The organism is Methylobacterium sp. CM6247, assembly GCF_054817925.1.
Genome location: NZ_JBTXKX010000002.1, coordinates 1 through 14549 on the forward strand (window position 1 = coordinate 1; position 14549 = coordinate 14549).

27 protein-coding genes are annotated in these 14549 nt (G+C 61.7%); 13 read left to right on the forward strand and 14 right to left on the reverse strand.

All coding sequences use genetic code 11. The features are described from left to right. Positions 1-200 precede the first annotated feature (200 nt). The 7 genes from ACYQOP_RS00245 (at position 201) to ACYQOP_RS00275 (ending at position 2735) form a co-directional block, all read left to right on the forward strand. Positions 201-551: a hypothetical protein gene (locus tag ACYQOP_RS00245; RefSeq protein WP_461220632.1), complete on the forward strand. Its 351-nt coding sequence runs from the start codon at positions 201-203 to the stop codon at positions 549-551. 1 nt (position 552) lies between these two features. Further along, the gene (locus ACYQOP_RS00250; protein WP_461220633.1) at positions 553-990 is read left to right on the forward strand and encodes a hypothetical protein; all 438 of its coding nucleotides are present in this window, start codon (positions 553-555) and stop codon (positions 988-990) included. After that, positions 987-1460, forward strand: coding sequence for a hypothetical protein (locus ACYQOP_RS00255; RefSeq protein ID WP_461220634.1), 474 nt, complete (start codon positions 987-989; stop codon positions 1458-1460). The genes ACYQOP_RS00250 and ACYQOP_RS00255 overlap by 4 nt, the downstream gene beginning before the upstream one ends. A 320-nt stretch (positions 1461-1780) precedes the next feature. After that, positions 1781-1966 carry a hypothetical protein gene (locus ACYQOP_RS00260; RefSeq protein ID WP_461220636.1) on the forward strand — a complete coding sequence of 62 codons (186 nt, stop codon included), beginning with the start codon at positions 1781-1783 and terminating at the stop codon, positions 1964-1966. 3 nt (positions 1967-1969) lie between these two features. Then, on the forward strand, positions 1970-2338 hold the full coding sequence (locus ACYQOP_RS00265) for a hypothetical protein (RefSeq protein WP_461220637.1): 369 nt from the start codon (positions 1970-1972) through the stop codon (positions 2336-2338). A gap of 38 nt (positions 2339-2376) precedes the next feature. Continuing rightward, positions 2377-2523 carry a hypothetical protein gene (locus ACYQOP_RS00270; RefSeq protein ID WP_461220639.1) on the forward strand — a complete coding sequence of 49 codons (147 nt, stop codon included), beginning with the start codon at positions 2377-2379 and terminating at the stop codon, positions 2521-2523. Further along, the gene (locus ACYQOP_RS00275) at positions 2520-2735 is read left to right on the forward strand and encodes a hypothetical protein (protein ID WP_461220640.1); all 216 of its coding nucleotides are present in this window, start codon (positions 2520-2522) and stop codon (positions 2733-2735) included. The genes ACYQOP_RS00270 and ACYQOP_RS00275 overlap by 4 nt, the downstream gene beginning before the upstream one ends. A gap of 110 nt (positions 2736-2845) precedes the next feature. On the opposite strand, the gene ACYQOP_RS00280 is transcribed toward ACYQOP_RS00275, so the two are convergent. The 3 genes from ACYQOP_RS00280 to ACYQOP_RS00290 are packed head-to-tail and all read right to left on the reverse strand — an operon-like array spanning position 2846 to position 3985. Then, complete coding sequence (locus ACYQOP_RS00280; RefSeq protein ID WP_461220642.1) at positions 2846-3268, reverse strand: hypothetical protein; 423 nt, start codon at positions 3266-3268, stop codon at positions 2846-2848. Positions 3269-3273: 5 nt separating this feature from the next. Further along, complete coding sequence (locus ACYQOP_RS00285; protein ID WP_461220643.1) at positions 3274-3777, reverse strand: GIY-YIG nuclease family protein; 504 nt, start codon at positions 3775-3777, stop codon at positions 3274-3276. Next, complete coding sequence (locus ACYQOP_RS00290) at positions 3764-3985, reverse strand: hypothetical protein (protein ID WP_461220644.1); 222 nt, start codon at positions 3983-3985, stop codon at positions 3764-3766. The genes ACYQOP_RS00285 and ACYQOP_RS00290 overlap by 14 nt, the downstream gene beginning before the upstream one ends. Before the next feature lie 109 nt (positions 3986-4094). On the opposite strand from ACYQOP_RS00290, the gene ACYQOP_RS00295 reads away from it, so the two are divergent. The 6 genes from ACYQOP_RS00295 (at position 4095) to ACYQOP_RS00320 (ending at position 6719) form a co-directional block, all read left to right on the forward strand. Further along, a complete protein-coding gene (locus tag ACYQOP_RS00295) occupies positions 4095-4313 on the forward strand; it encodes a hypothetical protein (RefSeq protein WP_461220645.1) in 219 nt (72 codons plus the stop codon). Further along, positions 4310-4531 carry a hypothetical protein gene (locus ACYQOP_RS00300; RefSeq protein WP_461220646.1) on the forward strand — a complete coding sequence of 74 codons (222 nt, stop codon included), beginning with the start codon at positions 4310-4312 and terminating at the stop codon, positions 4529-4531. Before ACYQOP_RS00295 ends, ACYQOP_RS00300 begins: the two co-directional genes overlap by 4 nt. Before the next feature lie 220 nt (positions 4532-4751). Further along, positions 4752-5102: a hypothetical protein gene (locus ACYQOP_RS00305; RefSeq protein ID WP_461220647.1), complete on the forward strand. Its 351-nt coding sequence runs from the start codon at positions 4752-4754 to the stop codon at positions 5100-5102. A 60-nt stretch (positions 5103-5162) separates the two neighbouring features. Then, a complete protein-coding gene (locus ACYQOP_RS00310) occupies positions 5163-5543 on the forward strand; it encodes a hypothetical protein (RefSeq protein ID WP_461220648.1) in 381 nt (126 codons plus the stop codon). A 388-nt stretch (positions 5544-5931) separates the two neighbouring features. Further along, the gene (locus tag ACYQOP_RS00315) at positions 5932-6135 is read left to right on the forward strand and encodes a hypothetical protein (RefSeq protein ID WP_461220649.1); all 204 of its coding nucleotides are present in this window, start codon (positions 5932-5934) and stop codon (positions 6133-6135) included. Between the two features lie 455 nt (positions 6136-6590). After that, entirely contained in the window at positions 6591-6719 is a 129-nt protein-coding gene (locus ACYQOP_RS00320) for a hypothetical protein (protein WP_461220651.1), read from the forward strand. A 313-nt stretch (positions 6720-7032) separates the two neighbouring features. On the opposite strand, the gene ACYQOP_RS00325 is transcribed toward ACYQOP_RS00320, so the two are convergent. The 11 genes from ACYQOP_RS00325 to ACYQOP_RS00375 form a co-directional block, all read right to left on the reverse strand. Beyond that, on the reverse strand, positions 7033-7410 hold the full coding sequence (locus ACYQOP_RS00325; RefSeq protein WP_461220652.1) for a hypothetical protein: 378 nt from the start codon (positions 7408-7410) through the stop codon (positions 7033-7035). A 2-nt stretch (positions 7411-7412) separates the two neighbouring features. Next, positions 7413-7724 (reverse strand): hypothetical protein, encoded by a 312-nt coding sequence (locus ACYQOP_RS00330; RefSeq protein WP_461220653.1) that lies wholly within the window; start codon positions 7722-7724, stop codon positions 7413-7415. 170 nt (positions 7725-7894) lie between these two features. Then, positions 7895-8455: a hypothetical protein gene (locus ACYQOP_RS00335; protein ID WP_461220654.1), complete on the reverse strand. Its 561-nt coding sequence runs from the start codon at positions 8453-8455 to the stop codon at positions 7895-7897. Then, complete coding sequence (locus ACYQOP_RS00340; protein ID WP_461220655.1) at positions 8442-8711, reverse strand: hypothetical protein; 270 nt, start codon at positions 8709-8711, stop codon at positions 8442-8444. Before ACYQOP_RS00340 ends, ACYQOP_RS00335 begins: the two co-directional genes overlap by 14 nt. Before the next feature lie 14 nt (positions 8712-8725). Beyond that, on the reverse strand, positions 8726-9220 hold the full coding sequence (locus ACYQOP_RS00345; RefSeq protein ID WP_461220657.1) for a hypothetical protein: 495 nt from the start codon (positions 9218-9220) through the stop codon (positions 8726-8728). A 3-nt stretch (positions 9221-9223) separates the two neighbouring features. Then, entirely contained in the window at positions 9224-9718 is a 495-nt protein-coding gene (locus ACYQOP_RS00350) for a 3TM-type holin (protein WP_461220658.1), read from the reverse strand. 4 nt (positions 9719-9722) lie between these two features. Continuing rightward, a complete protein-coding gene (locus tag ACYQOP_RS00355) occupies positions 9723-10565 on the reverse strand; it encodes a hypothetical protein (protein WP_461220659.1) in 843 nt (280 codons plus the stop codon). A gap of 221 nt (positions 10566-10786) precedes the next feature. Beyond that, positions 10787-11080 (reverse strand): hypothetical protein, encoded by a 294-nt coding sequence (locus tag ACYQOP_RS00360; RefSeq protein ID WP_461220660.1) that lies wholly within the window; start codon positions 11078-11080, stop codon positions 10787-10789. Positions 11081-11082: 2 nt separating this feature from the next. Next, complete coding sequence (locus ACYQOP_RS00365) at positions 11083-11301, reverse strand: hypothetical protein (protein ID WP_461220661.1); 219 nt, start codon at positions 11299-11301, stop codon at positions 11083-11085. Between the two features lie 12 nt (positions 11302-11313). Next, positions 11314-12072: a hypothetical protein gene (locus ACYQOP_RS00370; RefSeq protein WP_461220663.1), complete on the reverse strand. Its 759-nt coding sequence runs from the start codon at positions 12070-12072 to the stop codon at positions 11314-11316. Between the two features lie 4 nt (positions 12073-12076). Next, positions 12077-14500 carry a hypothetical protein gene (locus ACYQOP_RS00375; RefSeq protein ID WP_461220665.1) on the reverse strand — a complete coding sequence of 808 codons (2424 nt, stop codon included), beginning with the start codon at positions 14498-14500 and terminating at the stop codon, positions 12077-12079. Positions 14501-14549 lie beyond the last annotated feature (49 nt).

Below are 14549 nucleotides of genomic sequence, written 5' to 3' on the forward strand. Positions count from 1 at the left end.
CCAGCCATCTCCCCCTAGGGAAATGGCCTTCAAGACGCCAGGACAAACCGGACAGAGCGGAACAGAAGGTGTTTGTCGGCCGCACAATGGTCGGCACACTTTTTCGACGTGTCTTTTTCGCCGCACCCTCCCCCCTCTCTCTCCTCCTCGCCGCAGGCTTGGGCCTGAGCCTTCCCGCCAACATTGGGGGGATGTGAACGATGGGCGCCCCTAAGTTCCCCAAGCTCAACGATAAAGAGCGCGGTGCAATCGAGGACATGGCGAACGGCGGATTGCTGTACGTCTATGTCGACGGCGACGGTGGTACCGAAGGCTCGCCGAGCCAGCCAGATTGGCCCATGCCCGGGTCGGGAGCCATCGTTTACGATGGGCCGCCGGTGCGGATCACGAGACGGCTGGTCCGCCGTATTCAGCGCCTTGGCACGGATTGGTGCACACGAACCCTTGCCGAGGTGCTTACCGACGAAGGCAAGGTGAAGGCTCGCGCTCTCTTAGACAAGCGCGACGTGTGGATCTTGTCCCCCCTCCCCGCCGCTCAGGGAGGACGCTGAAATGGGACGGACGACCCTCTGGCGGGAAGATTTCCTCGTCGCCGGCTACAAGCCCTACCGCGACGGCCTGAAGGACAGTGGCGAACGGCACACGCCGATCGACGACCGAATGTACCAGGGCAGCGTTCAAAAGCGCGTCCGAGACTATCGCGGCACACGCTACTTCATCAACGTCGACCTCTACGATTTTACGAAGGCGCGCCAGGACGGCCTTGAACACCGCAGCGTCGGACCGAACGTCCAGTTCTCCGTCAGAGACGACATGGATGAGACGGTGGACGTTTCTGGCGTCCAAGGCGACACCATCGCCGAGATCGAGGCGTTCTTCGCAAACCTTTGGTCGCGGATGCGCTGGGGCTACTACGAGGTTGATCGTCCTGAGGTTGCCCCGTCCCTCGCCCTCCCCGCCTCCGCAATTGAGGGAGGGACGGAGCCGTGAGCGACGAGCCAATTATCCCGCCGGCCGAAACAGACCGCTTCGTCTGCGACGTGATCGACCTTGCGTCGGTTCGCGTCGAGTGGGGCCGCAATCAGAACCCTAAGGCGAAGTGCGCGCACAAGTCACTGGTCTACAATGAGGGTGAAAGCCGCGTCTGGTGCCAGGACTGCGAGCGGACGGTCGAGAACTTCGACGCCTTCATGGTCATTGCTCGCAGCTTCCAAGCGATGATTGCCGAGGTCCGCCGGAAGAACGCCAAGGCGGATGAGGCAATGACCGCTACCGTCAATCGACGGGCGGCAAAAGAAATGGAACGCACCTGGAACGCCAAGATGGGGGTTGTCTGCCCCCATTGCCGAGACGTCTTGCTGCCTGAGGATATCGAAAAAGGCACGTCATCGTTTTCGCGAGAAATGGAACTCGCTCGGCGCGCTCGCGCAGCCAAATCGGAGGGCTCCGGTCATGAGTAGTGTGGCCCAATTTCGCACTAACCGGAGACCCGGACAATGAGGGTAAACCTACTTCACGGCGTGGTCTTTGGGGCGATGCTGATCGTGACAGCCGTTGCCTCGCAACAGGTCGGATATGATCGCGGATTGTCTGATGGCCGCAGGCAAGAGCCCCGCCCCCTCCCCCTCGCGGGATGCACGAACGACCTCTTGGGAGCGGGACGATGAGCCTACAGTCAGAAATCGACCAGTACGTTCGGACAAGCTTCCTCGCGGACGAAATCGTGTCTGTCGCGGTCGGCGAACCCTACGAGTCGTATGGACCCTTGGAGATGATGGTCATGGACGTCACCGTCACCATCAAGGGCACGCCGCGCGAAGTGGCCGAGAAAGAGCTGATGGGCTTTGTGTCCGGGATGCGTCAGCACCTCGCGGACATCGGCGAAGAGGCGTTCCCTATCGTCTCCTTCCGTCCGACCCTCCCCCTCCCCGGCGCAGGCCTCGGGCTCGCGAAAGACGGAGAGTGACCGATGACAATTGTGAGGTTTCCAGTCGAAGCTGCCCGCTCTCATACCAAGCGGGCACGCCTCGTCTCCTACCTTCGCGAGCTGGCGGATTTCATTGAGCGGGACGAGCTTGAGACCGAGCCCGACGCGGCGCTGGTAGTGCTGACCGGCGCAGAAGACCATGAGGTCGTCTGTTGCGGCTACGGAGATGATGACAACGCGCTGGATGAGGCCGCCATGGTTGCAGGCTCCGTGACGCGCGGATCGTTCGTCACTATGGGCGGCAATCGGCGCAAGCGCGGCGACTATCGGCCGAAGAGGATGGAACGACCGAACATCGTGGATGGTGTCTTCCCGAGGAAATCAGACCTGGAAGCACCTGACCATGGGTGAACCCTTGCCCGCCGCATCCCCGCGCCTACCCTAGCTCTATGGACACCCCCACCGACCTCCGCGCCACAGCCGCCCGCCTCGCCACGATGACCCAGACGGGCGCGTTCATCCCCAAGGATCAGGTTGGGGTCTATGCTGAGGCGCTGAAGGCCTTGGCCGAGAAGATGGAGAGGGAGGGGAAGTGACCCAACCCACGATCCGCTTTCCCCTTCGCATCACCGAGGTAGGCGAGGCCATCGCCGTGCTGGACGCCGTGGGGACGCATTGCGCGTACATCTACCACGAGGACGAACCGATCCGCCGATCCAGCACCAAGCGCGTCACGAAGGCCGAGGCGGTGGAGATGGCGAAGATCATCGCTCGGGCGCTGACGGCGGAGTTTGGCCCTACTTCCTGACCGGAACCTCGATCGTCACCAGCTTGCCCGAGATCGGATCGAGGATGGTGAGCGTCATGGCGATCTCCGGGGGTAGTCCGAAAGATGCCGGGGGAAGGGTTAACGGAACCCTAACGGGGTTCGGTGGCAATCATCCAACAGGCAAATCGGTTCGGGATGCCGCTGGTATCATCCACTCGGAACAGTCCGAATTCCCGGTCCCTGGTCTGCCCACGGAGATCCAGTCCGACCCAAGTTCCATCAGATGGGCCAGCGAACGTCAACGCTAGCTTCGCCCGTGGATACGGCACCCATGACGCGACGAAGCGGCCTTGCATGTCGATAGAGATGTTCGGATGCCTCATGCCAGGATTGACGCGCATCAGGTCGGCCAGCCCCTCAAAAGATGCGAGCGAGGGCTGGATGCCCGCTTCGACAAAGTCGTCCTCGCAATCCAGCAAGCTGCGAAGTTGAAGCGTAAAAGCCCGAGTGCGCTCTTCGGAAAGAGGCCGTCCGCGATAGATTGAGGCGTCCCAGATTTGATGCGCTTCCATCTCCCTCACTCCCCCGGACCGGTCTTCGGCTTGCGCTCGCGGCGCTTGAGTTCGGCTTCGACGGCGGTGCGCAGAAAGTCGGTCTTGTCCTCGGCAGGTTGAAGGACAGCCTCCATCCTTGCCAGCGAGCCCTTCGGCAGCGGCGCGACGATCTTGTCCGGCCATAGCATCGGCCTGCCCGCGCCACCAAAGCCCGGTCTTCCTGGGGCCGAAAGCCCGTTGGCGACGGCTTCCGTAGCGGCGACGAGGGCTACCCAGGCGGCTTCCTCCGTCACATTGAACCATTCGCCCAGAATGGCGCTCTCTCGGAGCAGGTAATGCGCATAACGCTCTACTGCGCTGGCGTCATTGGTTGGCGACGGTGCCGCGCGCTTGACGACTAGGCGTCGCGGGTTGCCGGTCTGCAGCCCCTTGAGCCGTCGGCCCGGATCTACGGACAGTCCGACCTTATGTGGGCCGTCCTCGCGGCTTCCTATCACGTAGAGGAATGCAGGCTCAGCGCTTGCCATTGCGCTTCTCCCTGGCGTCCAAAGCCTCCTCGACGAGAACACGAACGGCTTCTGACCATGTCGGCAGCGGGCGCTGTGTCGATCGCCATTCTTCGACCCGTGCGTCCCAGCGCTCAGTGACGACGAGTTGCTTTCGCACCTTCGCAAGCTGGCCTTCGGGTTCGACCCTCCGCGTCACACCGCGCCCCGCCCTCACGATTTCGATCACCGCGCCCTACTCCCACTTGCCGCCGTTGGGCAACATGTGTAACTTGCGGAACATCAGTAAGCAAGCGATGGCTTATCTAGGCAATCGCATATGCCTTTTGGAGATTGCAATGGGCCTGAAGATCACCGACTTCCGGGTCAGCACCTTGCTCGATACGAGCGTTGCCGACGTCGCATCGTACCCGATGGTCTTCGGCATCGACGGGTATGTGGACGGCGACGGCTGGGCGGGATGGGCACGAGATGACGATGGCGACAGCCGCCTCACGTTCAAGACCATTGAGGAGGCCGAAGCCAAGATCGCCGAGCTTCGGAGGCAGTTCGCATGACGGAGACAATTAAGCAGGCACTGGCGCGCGCGAAGGGCGACGTGTTCGTCCTCCTCGCCTCTGGCTACACCGAGAGCGCCACGCCGCATCGTCTCAAGATCCACAAGCCGGACGCACGCAGGATCGTGGACGCCGCACCGAAGCAGCATCAGCCGCACGCCCTTTGGGAAGGCGAAAATCTCATCCTGACGCCCGCTTGCAAGACCCCCACCCCCTAACCCTCACCTCGGGCATCCGGCGGGAGAAGAGGAGATCAGGTGATGAGTGAGACAAGTAAGATAGCCCACCACGCCCATTCGCTTGAGCTTGCGGCAGCCGTTCTCAGAAAGCTGAACAAGCCTGCCACGGCCGACTCGTGCGCTAATGCCGCCACATACCTCCGCAGCCTGATCCCGAGCCGTCCTGTCCCGTCCCAGACCGCCAACGAGGTGTGAAACGATGAATGAAATTCGAAACGCAAATGGCGTGACGCTCCGTGAAGGGCTGGAAGAATGGGAGAAGCACCAGCGTGAGCAAGGTGCGATCTGCAATGCCGAGCTATTGCGGTGGGCGCGAGAGAGCATCACGGCCCCCGCCCCTCTTCCGCTGACCGATAGACATGTCGACGAGCATGGCGACGATTGGGCCATGCAAATCGCCAAGAATATCCGCGTGAAGTGGATGCAATCCGCCTTGCTGGCCGGCGGCGAGTTCGCTCTACCGAAAGGGCACCTCACGGACATTGCCGATGCCCTACGTGCGGCTGAGGCGACCGGGCACGTCTTGGGGCACATCAACGCCGAGAAGTAACCGCCCCCTCTCCAAGCTGGAGGCGCTGAGTTTCGACGTGGTGGATCAAGGAGGGGAAGGGTGAGCGAGACAAACAAAGCGGAGAGCGACTCTTCAAATAAGCAAGCGTTGAGCCATGCTCAGAACTGGCTGGTAGCAAGCCTGCAGTACCGACTTATTGATGATCCACAGGGGAAAAGACCGCTTGAAGAGAGGTGCGACTGGTTTCCCGACAAGTTATGTCGTGATGCTGCGAAAGAAATTATAAGGCTCGCGAATGAGAACAGCAAACTGCGCGCTGAACTAGCTAAGGCCACGGAGACGTGGACCGATGAGAAGGGTGGCGTGTGGTCTCCCGTCCCTGCGTGGTCCTACTTCGCGGCTTGCTACAAGCTCCGCATCGAACGGGATGCGGCACTCGCAAGATGCGAAGCCGGCATTGTTACCCCCTCTGCGGGGTAGAGGCATCATGACCCTTCAAGACCTCATCGCGCGGGTAGACAAAGCTAAGGGACCGGATCGTGCATTGGATCACGACCTCGGGGCATTCCTCGGCCTGCCGACACGGCGGGTCGCGCGCGGTGAGGCCCCGAGGCTTTGCTATACCCGAAGCGTTGAGCAGTCCGCGTGGCTAGCCGAAAAGGTTCGACCGGGCTGGGATTGGTCAATCGGCAGCTTGAAGGACACCGGCGGCTACCACGCTGAGCTTTTCCCTGAGCGCGACGAGCCTACGGATTACACGGAATACGGGAACACCCCTGCTCTCGCTCTGATCCGAGTGGTTCTATCGACCCTTGGGGATTGACCACCACCCCAGACTGATCCGCACTGCGGAGAGGAGAACGAGCGCATGGAAGCGATCTTCCGTTGGGCCGGCTTCATGATCCTGAATATGGCGCTGTGCGTAGTCGTATCGCTGATTGCCCGGCAAGGTCTTCGGATGGCGGATATGGACCCCGCTGGAGGGTTCGCTGCAGGCGGGGTCGTGTGTGGCTATTTGCTTCGTTGGTTTGAGGTCAGGTCCCTTCCCCGCCCTGACGGCGGCCGGGCTTGAGTGTGCAACTAGGCAATTATTCAATCACTGCTTCAGGATTCTTGCCCTGTCTGCCTTACGTTCGCTGATTTTTGTCTCAAGTTCCGTAATGGTGGACTCTTTAGGGGAACTCATCATCAATTCTTTATCAATCGCACGGTCCAAACTTGCTATCTCAGTTTCAATTTTTCGAAGTCGATAGCCTGGATAGAAGGAATAAAATAAGTCCACAAACCAGTTTATCAGTCTATCTACCGAACGGATTACAAAAACTGGCATTATAATTAGCGCCCGACGTTTCTTTTCGCCGTTCTACGTTTCGAGCGATGGGTACGCAAGATTGCATTGGCATTATTACGCTAGATTTCCAGAACTGTACGGTCCCGGACGAATTCTTGCGGCTGCAATCGGAGTATGTATCCCGGAGCAATCCCTGACGAGAGCACAACATAATGAACCCGCGCGTGGCAGCGATCATGGTCTCAACGGCTGTCACCTACGTCAGCCTACTGGTGTTCGCGCTGCTCAGCGACCTACCCTGGCTAATCGCGACGCTGGCGCTACTAGCGGTCTACGGATTTACGCCCCGACGCTGGTTCGATTGAAAACGAAAAACCCGCCGCGGCGTGAGCCGGGCGGGTGAGGGGATAGCCGAGGCGGCTTATCGCATCGCGGCCTTTATCGTTTCTTCCACAGTCACGATCGGTATCGAAAGATGCTGTGAGGTTATCCGTACCAGTTCGCCCGTCGCAGATGCCCAGCCATTACGTTTGAACCCAATCACGGTCACGCCGCAGGGATAGCCTCCGTCAAGCGCCCAATCGAGCTCCACCCCACGGGGCAGGCCATCGCCTTCTACGGGTATGGTTGGTCCAAGCAAGATATGCAGGACGTCGACAGAGTCGTCGTATTCCGCTCTCACTTTTTCACCCCCACCAGCTGCAAATCCGGCGACCATAAAAGTTCGTGCTGCTGTAAATCCTTAAAATCTTTCCGATGTCCAACGCTGGCAACCGCGGCCAGTGGGTTGGCTTGAGGGTCTACGAACACAACGAACGGGCTTCCTGAACCGGAAGAGTGTGAAGCGCTCACAAACGCAATGTAATCCTGGTTGGTTGTCCCCGCCACAACCGCAGTTGGTGTCGATAGAGTCGCTTGCACGATCGTGGGAGTTTCTATTGGCACGCGCTGAACGAGCTTCTTAACCCAGGTATCAGCATAGCAAACAACCTGCGTGGCGCCGGGATACGGCGTTATAGCTATAAATTGCGTCTGTCGGGAAATCTGCACTTCCAAGCCTACTGTGTACTTACAGTAAACTTAGGGTCCATTGGAATGGTACCAAACTGTCTTTCATACTCAGTTATTGCGCCTTGCAGGGCGGCAACCATGCCCTTAGTCGCAGTCGGGCTCATAGAAAGCGTGGCAAGCCACTCAGTATACACTTCTGGCACATTCATGCCGCCGGTGACATTAACTACAACCCTAGAATGTCCCACCGACAAAAGAAATTCTGAGGGGTTCAGGCCAAGCGCGAACTGGGAAACTGAAATCGTCTGTGTGGCGGCGATCGAGGTCGCTTGGGGCCGATCTTCAGTACCATCTGCCATTCTGATGCTCCTGTGCGATTCGGAGGACACATATCACCGAAATCCTGAATGGCAGATGGCGCAATCGAATATCTTCTCCAAACGAAGAAAGCCTCGCCCAGCCGAAGCTGAACGAGGCCCTATCGTGCTCTCAGGAAGACCGACAGGCGCGGTAGCGCGTCGGGTGTGGGTTAGGGAGGGGGTCGCGCGCAAGCCGCTCTTTCGCAGAGCGCGGGACGTAGCCATTCCGCTACCCACTTCAGATCAGGTGACAGGGCGACGAGGCCCGCGACGACACCGACAGCGATTGCCCATGCCAGACTGATGCGGAAGCGGGTCCACCGCGGTACGCCGGTCCCGATGATGTTGGGTGCCGCTACTAGCATGAAGATCCCCAGCGCGATCAGTGAGACCGTGAAGCTGTAGATGTCGTTGTTCACGACATGGTTTTGGAACTCCGACAGCCGCCATAGGATCTGGAAAAGGCCGCCGACCCCGACGCCGACGCAGAGGACGAACATCCCGAGCGCGCCGATGAGTTCCGGGTTCGGCCAGCGATGCGCCTTGTAGGCCCGGATCGCGGTCTCCCCGTAGGCCACCATGCCGATGAGGCCCATGGTTGCGGCGCCTGCTCTGGCGGTCTCTGCGACCGATGAAACCGACGCGTAGTGTGCGAATGTCGAAAAGAGCGCGATGTAGGCGACGGTGAACCACGTCAGCCGGTTACCAAGAAATGTCCTAATGCCGGCCATCGTGATCCCTACCCTTGTCCACTTCGTCCAGCATCCCGCGCAGGAAGGCCTGCGCCCGGCTCTCGTTCGCCATGGCTTGTGAGGCTGTCACGATGGCTCCCATTGAGACGCGCGCGTTTGCCATCCGCGCCTGCTCGAAGCTCTTTGCGACCTCTGCGACCTTGCGCTTCTCCTCGCCGGGCAGCTCGCGCAGCACGAAGTGGCGTCGCTCCGTTTGGGCGGGGCAACCGCAGAAAGATCGAAGGGCGTTGATCATGGAGCGCCATTTCGTCATGCGCCGCCCCCACCACCCGACTTCACGCTACGCGTCAGCCAAGTCACTGCTTCGGTCAGGGGGGTGATGGCAGCGGCGTTACCGTGAGTGATGAGTGCGACTTCGCCGAGCTTCTTCGCGACCTCCTGCGAGGAAGCGGCCGTCTCGGCCATGCGCTGAGAGTTCACGCTGATGACGCCCGTGGCGTTCTGAAGGGCGGTGACGAGTTCCCGCTGATCTGCGAGACGCGCGTCGTAGGACGCCTTCAACTGACGCTGCCAGTCCTCACGCTCCTCGTCATGGGCCTTGCCCGCATTGCTTGCCTTCTTGTCGAGGTACCAGATCGCCACCAAGGCCAAGGCCAAGAGCGAACCGAGCAAGCCGTACTGCGTGGCAATGCGCGTGAGGGCTTCGCTCACGCCAGGCAGAGCTGCGCCATCGCTCCCCGCCCCCGTAGGGATGCCGGTCGGCACCTCAACGGCGACGCGGTAGATCGTGCCGGAGAGGGCCATGCCTTAGCGCTTCGCCGGAACAGCCGTGGAGACGCCGCTGACGCGCTCGTAGGTGCGCTGTGCGCCGAGGCCGAGCAAAGCGGCGAGGATCGGCAGGATGTCGGTCATGATGAGCGTTGGCGGTGCCGGGAAGGCGATGCCGAGCGCGACGCCGATCATGGCACCCAGCCACGTGAAGATCGGCGCGAAGAGATACTGATACCCCAGCGCAGCGACGCAGATCCAACCCACGCTGGGCCGCCACCGTGAGCTGAACCGATCGTTCCCTTGCGCCTCGGCGAGGTTGAGATCGTTCTGCGCCTTGTTCTGCTCGGAAATGACGGAGGCGATGGCAGCCTCGCGCGCCGAGATGACCTCCTCGACCTCGCGCTGCGCCTGAGCGCGCGCCACCGGGTCGGGCACCAGCCGTTCGACGAGGATCTTCGCCGTTTCCGTGATGCTGGGGAGGACGCCAGGCAACGCTGCGCCGATGATGGAGCCGATGATACCGCCAGCCATGGGGTCAACCTTCGAAGGGATATTTTGCGCGGAAACGGGCCAAGATGCGGGCCAGTAGATTGGGCTGCGCCACGTAGGTCGGCTCCGGCAGCGGCTTCGCAGGCGTCAGCACGCCACTGTTCCGAGGCGCGGGCTGGACGAGGGGGCCGGGGGAGGTCGGAGGGATTGGGGCCACGGTGACGGGCGGGACGGGCACAGTCGCCACTACGCCGCCAGGAAGGTGCCCAGCGGCCAACAGGGCCGTCTGGAAGCCCCGGAAGTAGCCGGCGATGGTCGAGGCCTTGTCCGTGCCGTTGATGATGGCCCGTGCGCCGACCGGAATGCTCTTCGTCGGGCCGAAATAGTCGGACAGCTTGCGGCCGGTGAACCAGCCTTCCTGCATGCCTATGAACATGATCGCCGCGGCGATGTCGGGCACCATGGCGCTGTCGGGGGTCTGTGTCAGATCCTGCGAGCGGGTGAGGTACCCACGGTTCTGGAGTTCGCCTGTCGCGCGCCGATAGTTAGCCCGGCCTGTGAGCTGAACGTAGCCGCGGCCCGCGAACTTGGCGCCGTCGCCAGGGATCGTATTGCCGAGCGCCTTGGCGACCGCTGGTCGGCTTCCGGCAGGGTCGTACATCTTCGTGTAGTAGGCCGTACCCCCATACTCCTTGATCGGGAGCATGGTGCGCGCGGTCTCATGGAAGGCGGTCGCCAAGCAGTACGCCAGCGAGTCGCTTCCCAGATCGGGCGGGCAGGCGTCAAGGATGGCCTCCATGCCGGAAACCTGCCCCTGGCTCAGGGAGCCTCCGAACACGGATTTGCGCGCGCTGGCGAAGAACGCCGCGCGGTCCAGGCTGGCTGCCATGGTTCAGTTCTCACGATGTAGGGGTTGCGCGGCGACCGGCCGGCTCGGGAGGGCGGTTGACCGCCTCACAATCAGATTGCTATCCCGCCGCGTCGCCTCGGGTGCTCGCCTCACAACAAGCAAGCGGGGCGACGGCGGGTCGGGCGTTCGCGCCGGGCGTTCGGCCCGCACTGACCTTCACCCTGCCGCCGGCCTTGGGGTCCAACTGAGGTGCGTGTCGGTTAGGCGAGTTCTCGGATGCGGCTCAGTTCGGGGTCCGGATCACGAGCATCGCGGTCGAGGTGTTTCAGTATCCGAAGGTCGCCAGACGGTACCCAGACCTCGCTGGATCGATCTCGCCATTCCGCGGGCAGAGCCATGGCCCACTCGCCGGCGTAGTCGTAACCCTCTTCGATCCGCCAGTAGACCTCAAACACGCCCGTCTGTCCGATGAGGGTCTTGGTCGCGTCGCTGAGATCGTGGGTGACGCGGGGCTCGAATACCGCGAGCACCCAGGCGTAGGGTTCGAGGGTCATGCCTAATGATCCAGATCCCAAGCGGTCATGTGAAGGGTCACTGTCTCAACGGGCGCGATGTCCGTGACGATGCAGTCGGAGAGGAGGCGCAGCCTGCGCGGATGGCGCTTCGGCGTCCAGCCCTCGACGCCGAGAGATATCGATGACCCGTAGGCGATTTTTGACCCGATGTCCCCCACCACCATGCGATGAGAAACCCCGGAGAGAAGTTCGGTCTTCATGGTGCCATCCCCTCAGAACGTGATCCCCGAGCCGATCTCACTGTGCCAGTTGAGTTCCGTCGCGCGAACCAAATTGTACTCGGCCGGCGTCAGCTCGACGTTGAAGTCGGCAACGAACAGGATGTTGCTGGTCCCACCATAGACCGAATATGAGCTGCCGATCCGCATGTTGCGCGGGGCCATGTCGCGGGTACTGCCGGCGGCGCGGGTTGCTACAGCCGCCGTCAGCCCAAGGGCCGGCGCGTAGAGCTTGACCTGTGTCGGCGTGTGGATCGTGACCAGGAACACCGGCGCCGTCATCGGAACGTTGGTGAGCACCGTAAACGTCGGGGTCGATGAGCCGCCCGGCGGAGTGCCGTAGCTGTTAGTGTTGAGACGGGCGTAGCCGTCGCCAGAGTCGCCCGCCTGACCGACGTAGATCGACATCCCGTCGCCCTGGTTATTCGAATAGAGCATCGGCCGATTAGCGTTGGCGGCAAACGTGTCCAGGCTTTTGACCACCATGCACACCGTCATGGTGGGGACTTCGGGTAGCCCGGTGTCGAGGAAGTTCGAGCCACTCTTGCAGGCGAGCCCGGCCTGCGACGGAACGGGCGCACCGGAGACCGCCGCGAGCTGCGGCAACCCGAACTTGGCGCCGAGATTGCGGCGGGTCGAGTCCAGATCCGGCTCCGCTCGCCACAGCCCGCGCAGCCCGCGAACCGGGTATTTGGGCAGCACGGCCATGGTGTCGAACCGGAAGCTCTGCGGAACCTCGTTTACAAGGGTCATGGGATCACACCGCGATGGTTAGAGTTTGCGCAAGGGCGAAAGTCGACAGGTCGTAGGGCTTGCCTACGAGTGCTGGAATGTTGGCTTCAACGAAGTCGCCGCTGCCCGCTGCGTATTCGTAGTTATAGAGCGCGGGCGTCAGGTCCATGTCGGCAAGGTAGGTGTTGCCGCCTGTCGTTGAGTCCCCGCAGTTGACAGTCACCGAACCTGACAAAGCCCGAGCGCATGTCAGAACAACCGTGCGCGACCCGACGATTTGTGGAACAACATTGACGATGCCTAAGCTGTCTTTGACGAAGAAGCCTTTAGAGCTGCTATCCACAGCTGTGCTGCCAACGTATGGAACCTTCCACTGCAGGCCGAACATGCTGCAATAATCGAGGACGATGGTGGCACCGGAAACAGTGGCGCCGCGGATGAAAGGGGCCGTATGCCGGCCGTTCATCAGGTGACGGAAGGCGGCTTTGGCACCCTGCATGCCGCGCCAGCGATATCCGTTCGCCGTCAGATGGCCGCTCGCGTTGTTTGGGACGTAGCCTGCCGGATCGACGATGACGACCTGATCCGGATATTCCTGCGCCAACTCAAGCTGTGCCTGCCCGATTGCTACGGACCCGTTGATGTCCCGCGTGTAGGTGCCGCCCGTCTGGTAGAGGATGAAGAGCGGCGGCGAAGTCTGCCCGAAAATGCCGACCGCGATATCTGCGATTACATCGGCCATGAACTGAACGAAGAGAGCCTTCCAAGTCTCTTTCGATGTGTCGAATGTGTAATCCTGCTGCCCCTGATCAAATGGCACGGCGAAGAGCCCGGAGGTCGCCCCCTGCGCATCTGCGGCGGCTTTCATCTTCGTGGCGGCATTGACGAGGCGCCGATAATTGCCGGGCGTGCTCGCGGCGCCCTTAACCAACTGGTCCAGTCGCCGCGCTCCGATGCCACACGAGGCATAGGCGAAGAGGTGATCGGGGTCGTTCTCTACACCTTTGGCACGGTTCCACAGGTGCTTGAGGTAGTTGCAGAACCCCACCCCCATGTCTTCGCCGAAGGCACCGGCCTGGTTGTCGCCGGGCTGGATCGCGGCAACCTGCGCGTCAGTCAGGATCGCACCCTGATAGACGGCGTTGGCAAGTAGCGGTTGGAATGTCGCCGTGCCGAACTGCGTGTAAATGCCCGCGTTCGTGCCCGTGTCAGTCTCGATCTGGGAAGAGGGGCGCGGGCTGTTGCCCAACATGACGTTGCCATACAGCGGCGTCTTCGTCTTGGGCGGCATGCCCTCCTGCGCGATGATGAAGGACTGCCCGTCACCCAACACCACGTTGTACTTCCAGAAGAGCCGAGCCGCCCGAATGTTGGCGCGCTCCATGTAGGCCTTGCTGTAGGCCGCATTCTGGCTGTCGCGCAGGGCGTAGGCGGCGGCAGCAGAGTCGCCCGTAGATGAGGCCGATGCGGCGCGCGGCGGGCGGGCGTAGCCTTGGGGGTCGATAAGCGCGACCTCTTCCGGCCCGCCGAAGTCTTCGACGTAGGTCCCGTCCCTGCCAACGCGCGCGTAGCCCTGCGCGTCCATGTATCCGAACTTCGGTCCACCAGGGATGTCGATGTATTCTAGCTTCTCACCAACGCGGTGTGACTCGTGCGGCGACCACCAGCCTTCGCCCTGCGCGGCGAAAAGAGGAATGACGTTGCCGAGGCTGCCAAGATCGATGCCGGTCGTGCCCGAGACGACCTTGATGGTCGTGTCGGCGATATCGAGGTACCAAAGCCGAGCCGTCGTTAGATCGCCGGACGGAATGGCGACCTTGATGTGGCGCCTGATCTCGGTGCTTTCGGTCCCAAGCGTCGTCGTATTCAGGATGACCGTCGTGCCGCGCATCACCGTCACGGTGCGCGGGAAGTAGACGGCGATTCCGCCGCCCTTCGCGTTCTTCTGGTCGAAGATCAATTGGCCGCCAAAGGTGACGGGCGTACCGAGGCTGGTAAGGGTCCGGACCTTGCCCGTGAGGCTGGCAAGCGTTTCGCCGACCGTCTGAGACCATGATCCTGTGCCGGGCGCACCGGTCTTGCGATAGGTGCCGTTGTAGGCGGCGGTCGGGTCAGAACTGACGGTGGCCGTGGACTTATCCGGCCGGGAGAGGTCCGCGAAGAGATCGGCGCGGGTCGCATAGTCCGGGGTGCCGGAGGCCTGCGACGCCTGAAGAACGGCGATCTGGCCAGTATGGGTGGCGATAGTCCCTTCGGCGTTGGTGACCCGCCCTTCGAGTGCCAAGAAGCGCATGCCGACGAGCGTCGTGCTCCCGAGGAGGAGGGACTGAAACTGGCCAAACGTGCATCGCCCGGTCGTCAGCGGGCCGATGCCGTCCTTCTGGAAATGGCCGAAGACCTCGACGAGATCGCCAAAGTCTAGACCGGTGGTGCGAAGGCCGTTCGACATACAAGGGTCTCCCCGCGCGCCATCGGCCGCGGAAGCGGCATAGCGTCAG

What these genes read in the sequence shown, in the direction of transcription:
- ACYQOP_RS00245 (WP_461220632.1), top strand. Translation starts at nt 201, where the DNA reads ATGGGCGCCCCTAAGTTCCCCAAGCTCAACGATAAAGAGCGCGGTGCA.
- ACYQOP_RS00250 (WP_461220633.1), top strand. Translation starts at nt 553, where the DNA reads ATGGGACGGACGACCCTCTGGCGGGAAGATTTCCTCGTCGCCGGCTAC.
- ACYQOP_RS00260 (WP_461220636.1), top strand. Translation starts at nt 1,781, where the DNA reads ATGGACGTCACCGTCACCATCAAGGGCACGCCGCGCGAAGTGGCCGAG.
- ACYQOP_RS00265 (WP_461220637.1), top strand. Translation starts at nt 1,970, where the DNA reads ATGACAATTGTGAGGTTTCCAGTCGAAGCTGCCCGCTCTCATACCAAG.
- ACYQOP_RS00270 (WP_461220639.1), top strand. Translation starts at nt 2,377, where the DNA reads ATGGACACCCCCACCGACCTCCGCGCCACAGCCGCCCGCCTCGCCACG.
- ACYQOP_RS00280 (WP_461220642.1), bottom strand. Translation starts at nt 3,268, where the DNA reads ATGGAAGCGCATCAAATCTGGGACGCCTCAATCTATCGCGGACGGCCT.
- ACYQOP_RS00285 (WP_461220643.1), bottom strand. Translation starts at nt 3,777, where the DNA reads ATGGCAAGCGCTGAGCCTGCATTCCTCTACGTGATAGGAAGCCGCGAG.
- ACYQOP_RS00295 (WP_461220645.1), top strand. Translation starts at nt 4,095, where the DNA reads ATGGGCCTGAAGATCACCGACTTCCGGGTCAGCACCTTGCTCGATACG.
- ACYQOP_RS00300 (WP_461220646.1), top strand. Translation starts at nt 4,310, where the DNA reads ATGACGGAGACAATTAAGCAGGCACTGGCGCGCGCGAAGGGCGACGTG.
- ACYQOP_RS00305 (WP_461220647.1), top strand. Translation starts at nt 4,752, where the DNA reads ATGAATGAAATTCGAAACGCAAATGGCGTGACGCTCCGTGAAGGGCTG.
- ACYQOP_RS00315 (WP_461220649.1), top strand. Translation starts at nt 5,932, where the DNA reads ATGGAAGCGATCTTCCGTTGGGCCGGCTTCATGATCCTGAATATGGCG.
- ACYQOP_RS00320 (WP_461220651.1), top strand. Translation starts at nt 6,591, where the DNA reads ATGGTCTCAACGGCTGTCACCTACGTCAGCCTACTGGTGTTCGCGCTG.
- ACYQOP_RS00330 (WP_461220653.1), bottom strand. Translation starts at nt 7,724, where the DNA reads ATGGCAGATGGTACTGAAGATCGGCCCCAAGCGACCTCGATCGCCGCC.
- ACYQOP_RS00335 (WP_461220654.1), bottom strand. Translation starts at nt 8,455, where the DNA reads ATGGCCGGCATTAGGACATTTCTTGGTAACCGGCTGACGTGGTTCACC.
- ACYQOP_RS00340 (WP_461220655.1), bottom strand. Translation starts at nt 8,711, where the DNA reads ATGATCAACGCCCTTCGATCTTTCTGCGGTTGCCCCGCCCAAACGGAG.
- ACYQOP_RS00345 (WP_461220657.1), bottom strand. Translation starts at nt 9,220, where the DNA reads ATGGCCCTCTCCGGCACGATCTACCGCGTCGCCGTTGAGGTGCCGACC.
- ACYQOP_RS00350 (WP_461220658.1), bottom strand. Translation starts at nt 9,718, where the DNA reads ATGGCTGGCGGTATCATCGGCTCCATCATCGGCGCAGCGTTGCCTGGC.
- ACYQOP_RS00355 (WP_461220659.1), bottom strand. Translation starts at nt 10,565, where the DNA reads ATGGCAGCCAGCCTGGACCGCGCGGCGTTCTTCGCCAGCGCGCGCAAA.
- ACYQOP_RS00360 (WP_461220660.1), bottom strand. Translation starts at nt 11,080, where the DNA reads ATGACCCTCGAACCCTACGCCTGGGTGCTCGCGGTATTCGAGCCCCGC.
- ACYQOP_RS00365 (WP_461220661.1), bottom strand. Translation starts at nt 11,301, where the DNA reads ATGAAGACCGAACTTCTCTCCGGGGTTTCTCATCGCATGGTGGTGGGG.
- ACYQOP_RS00370 (WP_461220663.1), bottom strand. Translation starts at nt 12,072, where the DNA reads ATGACCCTTGTAAACGAGGTTCCGCAGAGCTTCCGGTTCGACACCATG.
- ACYQOP_RS00375 (WP_461220665.1), bottom strand. Translation starts at nt 14,500, where the DNA reads ATGTCGAACGGCCTTCGCACCACCGGTCTAGACTTTGGCGATCTCGTC.